This is a genomic window from Agarivorans sp. Z349TD_8 (assembly GCF_050870825.2).
Taxonomy (GTDB): Bacteria; Pseudomonadota; Gammaproteobacteria; order Enterobacterales; family Celerinatantimonadaceae; genus Agarivorans.
On sequence record NZ_CP194037.2, the window covers coordinates 1,029,064 to 1,043,472 of the forward strand.

A 14,409-nucleotide genomic window follows, 5' to 3' on the forward strand; every position below is an offset into this window, starting at 1 on the left:
GAACGATAATGGAAATAATCTTAGCCAACCCTCGGGGATTTTGTGCCGGTGTTGACCGGGCCATTTCTATTGTTGAGCGCGCTCTGGAAATGTTTGGTGCGCCAATTTACGTCCGTCATGAAGTTGTGCATAACCGCTATGTTGTGGATGGCTTACGTAAACGAGGCGCAGAATTTGTTGATGAACTGAGTGATGTTCCTGAAGGCAGTATCTGTATCTTTAGTGCACATGGTGTTTCACAACAAGTCCGCGCGGAGGCAAAACGTCGAAACTTAAAGATTTTTGATGCCACCTGCCCGTTGGTTACCAAAGTTCATATGGAAGTTACTCGGGCTAGCCGCAAAGGCATTGAGTGTGTATTGATCGGCCACCAAGGTCACCCTGAAGTGAATGGGACAATGGGGCAGTATAATAACGATGCAGGCGGTATCTATTTGGTGGAAACCGTGGCCTGTGTTGAAAAACTTACAGTAAAAAAACCGACGCATTTATTTTATTGTACTCAAACCACGCTGTCGGTGGATGATACTTCGGCGATTATCGATGCCCTGCGGCTTAAGTTCCCAGCCATTCAAGGACCACGCAAGGATGATATTTGTTATGCGACCCAGAATCGTCAAGACGCGGTAAAAAATCTTGCTGAAAAGTCTGATGTGGTGCTGGTGGTTGGTTCTAAAAATTCGTCTAACTCTAACCGTTTGCGTGAAAAAGCTGAAAAGTCTGGAGCTCAGGCTTACCTTATTGATGGTGTGAGCGATATTAATGCAGCTTGGTTTAAATCTGATAGTCGGGTGGGGGTGACCGCTGGCGCTTCTGCTCCCGAAGTACTGGTACAAGAGGTCGTTGCTGGTTTAAAAGATATGGGAGGGGTTCGTGTTATAGAGAATCCCGGTCGAGAAGAAAACACTATTTTTGAAGTCCCTGCAGAGTTAAGACTGATCTAGTCTAGCGCGTTCAGCATTCTCATATTCTATAAAAAAGAAGGCATGTCCTTCTTTTTTGCGCTATACACTAAATAACTAGGTTGTTAGAGGTTCGCTTCTGGCTGTTGCTCATGGATTCGGAGCGACATAGAGACTTGGCCTATTCGCGGCACGCTGCTATGGCGGCTTTAGGCAAGCGTAATTACACTTCTCGTCATCTAAGTTCAAATTATTGGATGTCGAAGTATGCCATTTGAGGCCGATTACTGAGGGACTTAGGCAAGCGCGATTCTTGGTTATCGTCATTTCAAAGTCGTAAGCTATAGCGGGATCTGCGTGACTGAAATGAGCTCGCTGGTTTTCCTGATTGACTGAATATTGGCACAAAATGGCATTAAGCATCATGGATGGGTCGGTTAAGATGCTACATCAATCATATTCTCGAAACCTCGGTTTTACGCTGATCGAGGTCATCATCACTTCTTTTATTTTGGCCGTGGGTTTACTGGCCGTCGTCGCGATGCAGGCGGTTGCTAAACGTTCTAGTTTCGAATCTCATCAACGTACAGTTGCTATGTTATTAGCTGAAAATTTGGTGGAACGGGTGCGGTTAAATCATTTGGCTTGGCAAGCTAATAATCCAGCTACAGTGACTGTTGGCGAGGGCCAAGTTGCAAGGGTTAAGCCTGCCTGTGCAGAAGACAATGGTTTACTGAGCAACTGTAGTTTTGCTGACCTAGTGAACGATGATTTATATCACTGGGAATATGGTCTTTACGCCAAGTCTGCGGGCGGTAAAGGCGGATTAGTAAAACCTAACGGTTGCGTGCAGCTGAAGGCCGATGGGGAGCTCACGGTGGTGGTTACATGGCAGTCTCGACAATCGTTAGTTGCTTTGAGTCACAGTAATCCTCTTGTTGCTAGCTGCGGCGTGAATGCAGACCAACGTCGCAAAATGGTACTCACTACACGAGTTGGCCTATGAGCCATTCCACTCAACAGGGCTTTACTTTAATTGAATGGTTGATCGCGATTGTGATTGGTTTGTTTTTGACTGCAGGGATCGGGAGTTTTTTGGTTGCCTCGCAGCGTACTACGGAAGCGACCTATCATAGTGAACAAATGATGGATAGTGGCAGAATCGCCACCCATTTAATTACTCGAGATCTAAAAATGGTTGGTTTTTTTGGCGAATATACCGGTAAGCCTATGGTGAGAGGTGCTGGGGTCACTTTAGTTACAAGCGATATTCCGAGTGCTAACGATTGTTTGACTGACTGGGTTGGCGCGACCCCAGAAGGCTCTTTTCCATCGGCTGGAGGGCGTTTTAGTCCTTTGTTTGTTGGTCAAGTGAGTAACAGTAACTCTTTAAGTGGCCAGTATGCTTGTGTGAGTTCGCGTAGCAACTTGGTGCTTGACTCCGATGTTATTGGTATTAAGCGGGTAATTGGCTCTCCAAAGTTAAGCGCCGCAGACTTAAATTCCAAGCGTTATTACTTTGCGGCAAATTCCGCCCAAGCGGAGCTCTTTACTAGTAGCGATCCTTGGCCAAGTGAAGCTGATATGCCGGGGCGGCAAGTTTGGGAATATCAACACTTTGTTTATTACTTAGATGTGAGCGCGCAATCAGGCTTGCCTGTTTTACGCAAGTTGTATCTCCATAATGATAGTGGAATGCAGGCCATCAATGGCCCTTTGGTGGAAGGTATTGAGAGAATGAGGTTATTACTGGGGGTGGATACTGATACCAGTGTAGATGGGGTGATTAATGAATTTATTGCCGCTAGTAACGTGACGTCGCTGCAGTGGAGTGAAGGGCGAGTGATTGGCGCTAAGTTATATTTGTTAGTCCGTTCCTTAACTGAAGATCAAAACTATACTAATAACAATAGTTATGAATTGGGCGATGTTGCTGTTGCTGCTGCAAATGATCATTATCGCCGAACGTTGTTTGAATCGGTCATCTTTTTCAGAAATATGGTGTATTGATGAGTATTCACTTGAAATTGAGGAAACAGTCTGGCGCGGCATTGTTTGTGGCTATGTTGTTTTTGCTGATTTTAAGCTTTTTGGGTGGGGTGTTACTGAGCAGTGCCAATCAAGGTTTAAAAGTCGTTTCAGCGATGGGTGATCGGCTTGGCGCTGAGAATGTATTGGAAGGCGAGATGGATCAGTTGATTATGGCTCCTCGCTTACAAAGTTTAATTGGCTCGATGCCTGCGGCGTCTTCAATGTCTGCATCCAGTGTGGTGCCAGGGGTCGACGGTACCTTGAGTCACACCGTCGACAACGTCTGCTCGAGAAGCATTAATGCTAGCAGCAATAATGCCATTAGCCAATGTCGTTATATTAGAGTTGTGGCGGATAAAAGTTATGGTAAAGGGGCACGGGCAGCAACTTCCTTAGCGGCCGGGATTGAGCAGCCATTGTTGTAAATAACGGCTTAAATATAAGTAGAGGCTGCTGACACATTTTAGGAGAGAGCGAATGAACGGGCGATTAAAAGCGGGACTATTTGCTTGCTTGTGTTCCGCGGCGGTGACGGTTCCGGTATGGGCAGACGATACAGAGTTATTTCTTTTTGATTTTAATAGCCTCAATTCTGCAGATCCTAAAGTTTTAATTATTTTTGATACTTCAGGCAGCATGGCATGGAATATCACGACCCGCCAAGGTTATAACCGCGATAGTCAAGGTAACGAGAGTTACCAAAATTATCCTATTGGAATCAGCTCGCAAAATAGTCTCGATAACGATTTTATTTATTTTACGGTTAATGGCGTCGATGGTTCTTATATTCCGGTTGGCGCCAATGATGATCGCCGCTTTATTTGGGATATTAATAACTGCGCCGCCTCTTATGAAGCATTAGCCAAAAATGGTGTTTTCACTGGGTATTTTCGAGAACACCGTATTCAAGGAGGTAGCGGCTCTTGGGACGATGTTCGGCTAAATAATGGCGCTAATTATACCGTATTGGATTGTATTGATGATTATGAATTAAGCAGCGACCCGAGTGATGGACGTTTACTCGATGCCAATGGAGACCCGCGCTCATTTACTGTAAAGCTCCAAGATGATGCCGGTAATTTTTATGACAAAGTGGTCTCTACCATTAATCCGGGTCAGTACCGGGAAAGCAATAACGCCTATGTTCCCGCTCCACAGGGCCACCCCATTAATGGAGCGGCGCGTAATACCGAAGATTTTTATACTTTAAATAAAGCAGATGCGGAGCGAACCACGAAAGATACCTTCGATGATGGTTACTTGATAACGTTGTATTCAGCTAATTATTTACGTTGGTACCACTATGCAGATTCGACAACGTCAAGACCTCGAATTGAGATAGCCCAAGAAGCAATGGAGAATGCCTTAGATACCATTAATGGGGTTAAGTTTGGATTGATGGTTTTTAATACTACCAATCATGGTGGTCGGATCATTCGTCGTATTCAAGCCTCCGATGATAATCAAGATTTAATCACGAGTATTGTTGAATTGGATGCAAATGGTGGAACCCCCTTGGTTGAAACCTTAATGGAGGCCAAACACTACTTTGCGGGGGAACCGGTGGTATATGGCTTGGAAGGTTCACGTCGAAGCCAAAGAGATACTGCCGCAGAGTCTTCTGGGAGCTATATCTCCCCCTATGATGTGGGCTGTGATGCTTCGATTAGCATTATTTATATTACCGATGGAACGCCGACCGTTGATGATGAAGAAAATGGTAATGTAACCGCCTTGCCAATTAATACCAATAACGTGCAAGGCTGCGATGAGAACGCAAGCACTGTCGCGGATTGTTCTTGGAAAGATCCGGTCGGCTTTGGCACCGGAAATGAAACCAGCTATTTACCGGTATTAGCCAAGTGGATGAACACCAACGATATCAACCCAGACTTAAGCGGTAGGCAGTATGCTAAAATTTCGACCATTGGTTTTGGTGAAGATGTTATTCAAGGCGGCTCAGCAATGCTTATTAAGACCGCTGAAAACGCTCAGGGACGTTTTTACCCCGCAGAGGATGGCGTTGAATTAGAATCAGCCTTTCGCCAAGCCTTGATTGGAATTTATGAAGAAAGCTCTTCCTTAGTCTCTCCGGCAGTAACCAGTAATAACTTTGACCGAACCCGCACCCTGGATCGGGTGTATTACGCGATGTTCAAACCCTCGTTAAGTCCGCGTTGGCGTGGCAATTTAAAAAAATTACAGCTCTCGTCGGCTGGTTATATGAGTGATCAGAACGGAAACCCTGCGATTGGTGCCGATGGTTCAATTATCGATGAAGCAAAGACTTATTGGTCCTCAGTTAAAGATGGCAATAATGTCGAATTAGGTGGTGTATCTGAAAGCCTTGTGAGCAATCAAGCTCGAGTGGTGTATTTTAATCAAAGTGACCGCGGCAATTTTGCTACTTTATCTTCGACTAACCTCACAACCAAAGCAGGCTCCGCTGCAAATTTGGCCAATCATTTGGGCGTGAATGAAGATGCGCTGACTGAGCAAGTAAATTGGATCCTTGGATTGGATGTTGATGATGATGATGGTGATAGCAATACCACCATTCGTAATGACTTGATGGGAGATCCGCTGCACTCTCGTCCGCTCGTGATTAATTATGGCTTGCGCTCTGGTGCAGCCAGTACCAGCGCCGACCCGAATGATATGGATATTCGTATTCTGGTTGGCACCAATGGTGGTGCCTTGCATATGTTTAAAGACTCGGGTGCGACGGTAGCGGAAAGCTGGGCATTTTTTCCTTATGAGCTGTTAGGTCGCCAGCTGGCATTACGTAATAACGTTGCAAGTTCCCAGCATATATACGCTATTGATGGTACCCCAAGCGTTTTTCTAAAGGATGTTGATAATGATGGTAAGTACAGCACTTCGGGAGATCAGGTGCTTGTATTTACCGGTTTACGTCGTGGGGGCGATGCCTATTATGGGATGGATTTAACCGATCCTGATTCACCTAAAATGCTTTGGAGGCTGAATAGTTCTTCAGCTGGTTTGTCGGAGTTAAGTCAAACTTGGTCACAACCGTCAGTCGGTTATGTGCCAGGACATAGCAACCCAGTGGTTATTTTTGGCGGTGGTTATGATGTGAATCAAGATTCGATGAATCCTGTGAGTGACAGCAAAGGAAGAGCGATATTCATCGTTGATGCAATGACTGGTGAACGTGTTTGGAGTTTAACAAATACTGGCGATAGCCGTTTAACACATAGTATTCCAAGTAAGATAGCGACTTTGGATAGTGATGGAGATGGCAAGATTGACCGTCTATATTTTGGCGATATGGGGGGGCGGGTATGGCGAGTCGACTTATACTCAGAGGATCAAAGTAAATGGGAAATGACAGCCTTAGCGAGCATCAGCGATAGCACAACCGTGACCGAAAGACGTAAATTCTTTACTGAGCCAGTCATTGTTCGAACCTATCTTAAAAAACTGACTCAAATCACCACTGGTGAAGGTGCAGAGCAAGTAACCATCACCGACTCACAGCAAATTCCCTACGATGCGGTGTTGATTGGCTCAGGAGACCGGACTAAACCCGTGACCGATAAAGACCCCAATGGTGTGAATAACAAATTTTATATGTTTCGAGATTATAATGTCCAATCGACAGATTTCACTACAGTTTCAGAAAAGCCCACCGCAATTACTTCTGATGAGCTATACAATATTACCAGTGATCCTATCGGTAGTTTAAGTGATGAAGCGGCGATTGAAAATCAGTTGCTCGCTTTGGGCTCTGCCAAAGGTTGGGTTTATGATTTACTCGATGATGGTGAAAAGTCTTTAGGGAGTGCTTTAGTACTTGGAGGAGAAGTTTACTTCACATCCTTTATTCCGGAAACGACAAATTCGGCCACCTGCACCATTCCTACAATTGGTAAAGGCCGAACTTACGCGGTGAGTATGCATATTGGTACTAACGTGAATAACCAGCGATATTATGATGTGGCAAATAAAGTCCCCGATGACTTGATTATTCATTCTGGTGAAGATGAGCAAGGAGAGTCGGTGATTCGCGTATTTGGCGGAGATCCGGGTGAAGACTTGGTGTTTGATGACCAAAATGATGAGCAAGAGCATACCTGTGAAGAGGATGGTGCTTGTAAGGAGGGGTCTCGTCAGGCAAATGTCGATATGAGTCCAAAACAAATTTACTTTTATTTTAATGAGGACTAGATGAGCAGAGCGATGCGAGGGGTCACTTTAATTGAACTGATGATTGCGGTTGCGATTGTGGCTATATTAGCGGCGGTGGCTTACCCTGCTTATACTTCCTTTGTGGCTGAGTCGCGGCGCAATGAGGCGAAGAAAGAACTCAGTACTTTGGCCGTTTTGCAGGAGCAGTATTACGCAGATAATGCGAGTTACGCCAGTAGCTTAGCTGCATTGGGGCTGACTGCTGCTGGAGTTACGACTTATAACTCTGAGAGTGCATATTACACGATAAGCTTAACCGCTTCGGCTGCGGCAAGCACTTATACTGTCAAAGCGACCGCCATAGGTTCTCAGTTGAACGCTGACAGTGATTGTCGAAGCTTTACGATTAATGAGCAAGGGGCTAAAGCCGCAGTGAATGCCTCGGGAAGCTCTAATCCAGAATGTTGGTAGGATGATGAATAGACTATTATGGTTGTTGTTAGTATTGATGTTGCCTATTTCGGTGAGCTCTGCTCAGACGGTAAAGTGTTATATGCAGGGGGAAAAAGGCATTGACCAGGTGATTATTGCCAGTCCCGGTAAACAAAAATCGAAGCCGCAGCCTTCTATGGGGGATATTCGAGCAGATTTGTATCAGCGTTATGTGAATGACCGTAAAACCATAAAAAGGCTGGGTCACTTGCGTACTTTCGAATGTGTTGATTTTAACGATAAATTCAGTTCAGAGCAGGCCAATCGCGCCTTTACAGAATTAAACTATTAAGCTCATCGCTAGATGGGACAACTGGTTTTTTCGCTGTCAGTGATAAAGCGAATATTGCCACCTAAAGAAACTTTTACACCTTCAATATAGTGATTGTTATCAGAGCAAAAATAGAGGCTTGCTGAGCTACCATGGCCGAGGACTAAACCGTCACTACCAAAATGTATAGCATTTACAGAACCATAAAAGTTTATTTTGCCAGCTTGGTTATAGGGGGCCGCTGCTTGTAGTATTTGTTCGTTAGCATCGAGTTTTCCATTGTTGTTATTGTCAGCAAAAATCGTTAAACCGTTATTGACGGTGCCTCCGCAGTCACTGTCGTTGGACTGTAATGCACAAATTACCACCCGTTGATTTAAGTTGATTGCCTGCGCTCTGGCAAAGCGGACTTCGCGCATTAAGCGATTAATCGTGGCATCAGCAGACATCGATTGGAATAAATTCGATAAGTTAGGGACTCCGACCCCCAAAAGAATGACCGCAATAGCGACAGTGACCATTAGTTCTAAGAGAGTAAAACCTAGCTGTTTCATTGTGATACTCAATATTGGACTCTATTTAAGCTTATACCTTTTTCTTGAACTTACCGTTTTAATCATTCAATCAAGTGCTGATATGCTTGACACAATGATAAGCAGCAAGTCATTTTGTTAAACTTTTCAAGGTGAAGGTGGTGATAGAAACATTGTTAGTTGCTTAAGCTTGGCTTAAAGTAAAGAGCATAGTTAATAAAATGATGAACATAAGGAAGTACAAATGAAGCAAGTAACAGCCATTATCAAACCATTTAAGATGGATGATGTACGCGAAGCCTTAGCTGAAATTGGTATTACTGGTATGACGGTGACAGAAGTGAAGGGCTTTGGTCGTCAAAAAGGTCACACTGAACTATACCGTGGTGCAGAATACAAAGTGGACTTTTTACCCAAAATGAAGCTAGAGCTAGTGGTGCAAAAAGATGATTTAGAGCGTTGTATTGAAGCGATTGTTCAGACTGCTCAAACGGGAAAAATTGGCGACGGCAAAATTTTTGTGCGTGATGTAGACCGTGTGATCCGTATTCGTACTGGTGAAGAAAACGAAGACGCTATTTGATTTCATAAAAAAGCGAGCTCCATGAGCTCGCTTTTTTAAATGTGTTATTGATTAGTTCGCTTGAATTATTTTTTGAGTCTGCTCGGCCATTTCTTCTACGCCCAAAGCTTTGTAACCTTTTTCCATGACGACCAAAGCTTCTCTAGCGGAGGGGGTATCTGGAAAGTTTTCTACAACATAGCGAGCGCGATTTATCGCCCCAATATAGGCTTCTCGTTTAATATAGTAATTTGCCACAGAAATCTCATTCCGAGCGAGGTTATCTTTTAGGTAAACCATTCGCTGCTGAGCATCTGTGGCATAACCGCTGTGAGGATAACGAGTGATTAGAGTATTAAAATCACTGAAGGCTTGACGAGAAAAACTTGGATCGCGGTCGTAGCGATCAATTCCGACCAAACTTTGAAATAAATTATGGTCAGCCGCCATATTAATTAAGCCACGCATATAGTAGACGTAATCTAGAGAGCTATGAGTGGGGTGATTGCGAATGAAGCGATCAGTGCTTGCTAAGGCCATGGCCGTATCGTTGCGTTTATAATATACATAGATTAAATCGAGTTGAACCTGACTAGAATATGGCCCAAATGGATAACGGGTATCTAGTGCTTCAAGGCTATCCGTGGCATCACTAAAAGAACCATTATTAATCGCAGTCTGCGCATCGGCATACAGCTCTGATGCTGGCTTATCAGGGATTTTAGGTTTCTCTTTGGTGTTCGAAGAGCAAGCGCCTAATATAAGGCCAAGTAGTATGATTGAAATTGTTTGCTGATAAATGCGCATAATTTGGCTAAAAGTCATCTTGGTAATAAATGTGATAGTAGAAAAGTAACACGGGCCACAATGGACACGGTAAGTGTTAAACCAATCACCTCAAATAATGGGCAAACAGTATCCTCTATGCTACTTAAACCGTCAATCATCGAGTGAGATATATGATAGGAAGATGATCCGGTAAACAATTTTCTTCTATGCTTTAGCCTGAGAATGATTACAATAGCCGGTTTTGGCCTTCCTGTCAGAGGTAATACCTAAGATGAGTCAACAATTAGAGTTGCGTGCAATCGTCGACCAAGAACTTGCTGGGGCCCGCCTAGACCAAGCTTTAGCGGCCTTATTTCCCGATTATTCTCGTTCTCGGATAAAAGAATGGATATTGGGGGAGTGTGTTCGTTTGGATGGCGAACTTAAGGTGAAACCGAGGGAAAAGGTTGTTGGTGGAGAAGAGATTATCTTAAACACCGTATTAGAAGATGTAGTTGAAGCGCAAGCAGAAGACATCGAACTGGACATCGTTTACGAAGATGATGACATCTTGGTAATCAATAAACCTATTAATATGGTGGTTCATCCAGGTGCTGGTAATCCTAGTGGCACGATCCTGAATGCCTTATTATATCGCTATCCAGCGATTGCCGAAGTGGCTCGAGCAGGGATTGTTCACCGTCTTGATAAGGATACTTCCGGCTTAATGGTGGTGGCTAAGACGGTTCCCGCTCAAACGCATTTGGTGGAAGCTTTACAAGAGCGCCGTGTGACCCGTGAATATGAAGCGATTGTTACCGGCACCATGACTGCTGGTGGTCTAGTGGATGAACCTATTGGTCGCCATCCAAATAAGCGAACTCATATGGCAGTGGTTCAATCGGGAAAGCCCGCGGTGACTCATTATCGTGTTGCCGAAAAGTTTCGTCAGCATACCCGTATTCGTTTGCGTTTAGAAACTGGGAGAACCCACCAAATTCGGGTTCACATGGCGCATATTGGTCACGCCTTGTTGGGCGATCAAACCTATGGCCGTTTACGTTTACCAAAAGGGGCGAGTGAGGAATTAGTCACCGTAATGCGTGCATTTAAACGCCAAGCTCTACACGCAGTGATGTTACGTCTAGAACATCCCATCACCGGTGAAATGATGGAATGGCATGCACCGGTCCCTCAGGATATTTTAGATATCGCAGAGGCTTTACGTGACGACCACAAACTTAATCCAGATTTAGGTTAGGTTTTGCCAAGTCACCTTGTTGAATGGCCTTGTCCGCCAAATGTTCGAGCCATATTTAGTGACCGTCTTGGTGGCGTGAGTCAAGCGCCCTTTGACTCCTTTAATTTAGGGGATCATGTTGGCGATGCTCGGAGAGCGGTTCAGCAAAATCGTGTCGCTTTTCAGGCTGAGATGCCAGACCAGGTCTGCTGGCTAAAGCAGATCCATAGTACTCAAGTGGTTGATGCGAGTTTGAGTGGCAGTCAAATGGCAGAGGCTGACGCCAGTGTTAGCGACCAACCGGGGGCAGTTTGTGTGGTGATGACCGCAGATTGCTTGCCGATCCTATTATGTGACAAACAAGGTCGAGTGGTGGCTGCGGTTCATGCTGGTTGGCGTGGTTTAGCCAATGGGATCATTGAAAATACCATCGCTAAGATGAAAGTTGCCCCGAAGCAAGTGATGGCATGGATGGGCCCAGCGATTGGCCCAAGTGCCTTTGAAGTGGGTGAAGAGGTCAAACAAGCGTTTGTCGATAGTCACTCAGAGGCATATTTAGCTTTTACTCCAAGCAATAAAGCCAATAAGTATTTTGCTGATATCTTTATGTTGGCCGAGCAACGTCTTACCCAAGCGGGGCTTACCGCAGTCTATTCTGAGCGGTGCTGCACTTATCGTTCAGCACAGCAGTTTTACTCATATCGTCGTGAGGGATTAACTGGCAGAATGGCCGCTGCGATCTGGTTGGAAGAATAACTGGAAACAGTTCACAAAGTTTACCTTTAGCTTGAAAATTAAACATTATTGAGCTTGAAAATTGGCCGTTCAACACCAACATAATAGGTAATAAACTATTTCATGTGGAGGTGTTAGATGCGCCTAGATCGATTCACAAGTAAGTTTCAATTAGCCATCTCTGATGCGCAGTCACTGGCATTGGGTAGAGATCATCAATTCATTGAACCTGTGCATTTAATGTCTGCGATGTTAAATCAAGATGCAGCTTCATTACGTCCATTGTTGGCGGAAGCTGGTATTGAAGGCAGCGCATTACGCTCTCAATTATCGCAGGCCTTAGAGCAACTCCCTCGAGTAGAAGGTACTGGCGGAGATGTTCAACTTTCTAACCAACTGGTGGTTTTGCTTAATCTTTGTGACAAGTTAGCGCAAAAGCGCAAAGATAAGTTTATTTCTTCAGAAATCTTCTTCCTAGCCGTCACCGAGGATAAAGGCAAACTCGGCGATATTATGCGTGGCTTAGGTGCTAATAAAGACAATATTAATAAAGCAATCGAAAAGCTACGTGGGGGTCAGAAAGTCGATGATCCGAATGCTGAAGATCAGCGTCAAGCATTAGAGAAATATACGATTGATCTAACCGAGCGCGCCGAGCAAGGTAAGCTTGATCCAGTGATTGGTCGTGATGATGAAATTCGTCGAACGATTCAAGTGCTGCAACGCCGGACTAAAAATAACCCGGTGTTAATTGGCGAACCTGGTGTTGGTAAAACAGCTATCGCAGAAGGTCTCGCGCAACGCATTATTAACCATGAAGTGCCTGAGGGCTTAAAAAATAAGCGGGTTTTATCCTTAGATATGGGCTCATTGGTGGCGGGGGCCAAATATCGAGGCGAGTTTGAAGAGCGCTTAAAAGCGGTACTCAATGAGTTGTCGCAAGAAGAAGGTCAGGTGATCTTATTTATCGACGAGCTACACACCATGGTCGGAGCGGGTAAAGGCGATGGCGCAATGGATGCAGGCAATATGCTTAAACCAGCTCTTGCTCGGGGAGAGTTACACTGTGTTGGCGCCACAACTTTAAATGAATACCGACAATATATTGAAAAAGATGCTGCTTTAGAACGGCGTTTTCAAAAAGTATTGGTGGAAGAACCTAGCGTAGAAGACACCATTGCGATACTACGCGGGCTAAAAGAGCGTTATGAATTGCACCACTCTGTAGAAATTACCGATCCGGCGATTGTGGCGGCGGCAAATTTGTCAAATCGCTATATTTCCGATCGACAATTACCGGATAAGGCTATTGATCTGATCGATGAGGCAGCATCAAGTATCCGTTTGCAAATTGACTCCAAGCCTGAAGCGCTCGATAAATTGGAACGAAAAATTATTCAGCTGAAACTAGAAAGCCAGGCTTTGCAGAAAGAATCAGATAGCGCCAGTCAAAAACGCTTAATGTTGTTAGATGAAGAGCTGACCGATAAAGAACTGCAATTTAAAGAGCTTGATGAAGTATGGAAAGCCGAAAAAGCCGCGTTATCTGGCACTCAACACATTAAGTCTGATTTGGAGCAAGCTCGTTTAGATATGGACGTAGCACGCCGAGCTGGTGATCTGAATCGGATGTCTGAATTGCAATATGGACGAATTCCTGAGTTGGAGCGACAGCTAGATTTGGCGTCTCAGGCGGAAATGCAAGACATGAGTTTACTGCGCAATAAAGTAACCGATGCCGAAATTGCCGATGTGCTCTCGCGTTGGACGGGAATACCAGTAAACCGGATGCTCGAAGGCGAGCGTGAGAAACTGTTGCGCATGGAGCAAGGGTTACATACCCGAGTGATCGGCCAAAGCGAAGCTGTGGTGGCAGTATCAAACGCTATTCGGCGCAGCCGAGCAGGTTTGTCTGATCCAAACCGCCCCATTGGATCGTTTCTATTTTTAGGGCCCACAGGGGTTGGTAAAACTGAGTTATGTAAAGCGCTTGCTGAATTTATGTTTAATACCGAAGACTCAATGGTCCGCATAGACATGTCTGAGTTTATGGAAAAACATTCGGTTGCGCGTTTAGTCGGTGCACCTCCCGGTTATGTGGGTTATGAAGAAGGTGGTTATTTAACCGAGGCGGTGAGGCGACGTCCGTACTCGGTGATATTACTAGATGAAGTTGAAAAGGCCCATCCAGATGTATTCAATATCTTACTGCAAGTGCTTGATGATGGGCGGCTAACCGATGGACAAGGGCGTACCGTCGATTTTCGTAATTCAGTCATCATCATGACCTCTAATCTTGGTTCCGATATTATTCAAGAGCGTCATGGCCAAATGACTCATGAGGAAATTAAAGTGGCACTCATGGAGGTTTTATCGCAGCAATTTAGACCTGAATTTATTAACCGTATTGATGAAACCGTCGTGTTTCATCCTTTAGAAGCTGCTCAGATCCGGGAAATCGCGCGAATTCAAGTCCAGCGGCTGGTGCCTCGTTTGGAAGAGCAGGGCTATAAGTTTGAGTTTAGTGATGCGGTGTTGGATAATCTTTGTCAAGCTGGCTTTGATCCGGTTTATGGTGCTCGCCCGCTAAAACGAGCGATTCAACAACGCTTAGAGAACCCGTTAGCCCAAGCGCTTCTCGCAGGTCAGCTTGAACCGGGGAAAACCATTGTGATTGAGTTTGTCGATGGACAACTTCGTTTTGGCTAACCGAAGTTCGCAAT

At 44.9% G+C, this 14,409-nt stretch carries 13 protein-coding genes; 11 read left to right on the plus strand and 2 right to left on the minus strand.

Annotated features, from left to right (window positions below; all coding sequences use genetic code 11):
* The first annotated feature begins 8 nt into the window (after positions 1 to 8).
* The 7 genes from ispH to ACRRS1_RS04645 all read left to right on the plus strand — a co-directional run bounded on the left by ispH (position 9) and on the right by ACRRS1_RS04645 (position 7,869).
* Complete coding sequence (ispH, locus tag ACRRS1_RS04615; RefSeq protein WP_432454299.1) at positions 9 to 944, plus strand: 4-hydroxy-3-methylbut-2-enyl diphosphate reductase; 936 nt, start codon at positions 9 to 11, stop codon at positions 942 to 944.
* A gap of 367 nt (positions 945 to 1,311) precedes the next feature.
* A complete protein-coding gene (gene pilV / locus ACRRS1_RS04620; protein WP_432454297.1) occupies positions 1,312 to 1,908 on the plus strand; it encodes a type IV pilus modification protein PilV in 597 nt (198 codons plus the stop codon).
* Positions 1,905 to 2,912: a PilW family protein gene (locus ACRRS1_RS04625; protein WP_432454296.1), complete on the plus strand. Its 1,008-nt coding sequence runs from the start codon at positions 1,905 to 1,907 to the stop codon at positions 2,910 to 2,912. Before pilV ends, ACRRS1_RS04625 begins: the two co-directional genes overlap by 4 nt.
* The gene (locus ACRRS1_RS04630) at positions 2,912 to 3,358 is read left to right on the plus strand and encodes a hypothetical protein (RefSeq protein WP_432454295.1); all 447 of its coding nucleotides are present in this window, start codon (positions 2,912 to 2,914) and stop codon (positions 3,356 to 3,358) included. Before ACRRS1_RS04625 ends, ACRRS1_RS04630 begins: the two co-directional genes overlap by 1 nt.
* Positions 3,359 to 3,410: 52 nt before the next feature.
* On the plus strand, positions 3,411 to 7,124 hold the full coding sequence (locus tag ACRRS1_RS04635) for a PilC/PilY family type IV pilus protein (RefSeq protein WP_432461048.1): 3,714 nt from the start codon (positions 3,411 to 3,413) through the stop codon (positions 7,122 to 7,124).
* Positions 7,125 to 7,556, plus strand: a complete 432-nt coding sequence (locus tag ACRRS1_RS04640; protein WP_432454292.1) for a type IV pilin protein — start codon at positions 7,125 to 7,127, stop codon at positions 7,554 to 7,556.
* 1 nt (position 7,557) lies between these two features.
* Positions 7,558 to 7,869 carry a hypothetical protein gene (locus ACRRS1_RS04645; protein ID WP_432461049.1) on the plus strand — a complete coding sequence of 104 codons (312 nt, stop codon included), beginning with the start codon at positions 7,558 to 7,560 and terminating at the stop codon, positions 7,867 to 7,869.
* Positions 7,870 to 7,877: 8 nt separating this feature from the next.
* Here ACRRS1_RS04645 and ACRRS1_RS04650 read toward each other — a convergent pair whose 3' ends face one another.
* Complete coding sequence (locus ACRRS1_RS04650) at positions 7,878 to 8,402, minus strand: GspH/FimT family pseudopilin (RefSeq protein WP_432468291.1); 525 nt, start codon at positions 8,400 to 8,402, stop codon at positions 7,878 to 7,880.
* A 223-nt stretch (positions 8,403 to 8,625) separates the two neighbouring features.
* On the opposite strand from ACRRS1_RS04650, the gene ACRRS1_RS04655 reads away from it, so the two are divergent.
* The gene (locus tag ACRRS1_RS04655; protein ID WP_220718788.1) at positions 8,626 to 8,964 is read left to right on the plus strand and encodes a P-II family nitrogen regulator; all 339 of its coding nucleotides are present in this window, start codon (positions 8,626 to 8,628) and stop codon (positions 8,962 to 8,964) included.
* 51 nt (positions 8,965 to 9,015) lie between these two features.
* Here ACRRS1_RS04655 and ACRRS1_RS04660 read toward each other — a convergent pair whose 3' ends face one another.
* On the minus strand, positions 9,016 to 9,750 hold the full coding sequence (locus tag ACRRS1_RS04660) for an outer membrane protein assembly factor BamD (RefSeq protein WP_432454288.1): 735 nt from the start codon (positions 9,748 to 9,750) through the stop codon (positions 9,016 to 9,018).
* Positions 9,751 to 10,003: 253 nt separating this feature from the next.
* Between ACRRS1_RS04660 and rluD the strand changes: the two genes are divergently transcribed.
* The 3 genes from rluD (at position 10,004) to clpB (ending at position 14,395) form a co-directional block, all read left to right on the plus strand.
* Positions 10,004 to 10,972, plus strand: coding sequence for a 23S rRNA pseudouridine(1911/1915/1917) synthase RluD (rluD, locus tag ACRRS1_RS04665; RefSeq protein ID WP_432454286.1), 969 nt, complete (start codon positions 10,004 to 10,006; stop codon positions 10,970 to 10,972).
* 3 nt (positions 10,973 to 10,975) lie between these two features.
* Entirely contained in the window at positions 10,976 to 11,707 is a 732-nt protein-coding gene (gene pgeF, locus ACRRS1_RS04670; RefSeq protein ID WP_432454284.1) for a peptidoglycan editing factor PgeF, read from the plus strand.
* Between the two features lie 117 nt (positions 11,708 to 11,824).
* Positions 11,825 to 14,395, plus strand: a complete 2,571-nt coding sequence (gene clpB / locus ACRRS1_RS04675; RefSeq protein ID WP_432454283.1) for an ATP-dependent chaperone ClpB — start codon at positions 11,825 to 11,827, stop codon at positions 14,393 to 14,395.
* Positions 14,396 to 14,409 lie beyond the last annotated feature (14 nt).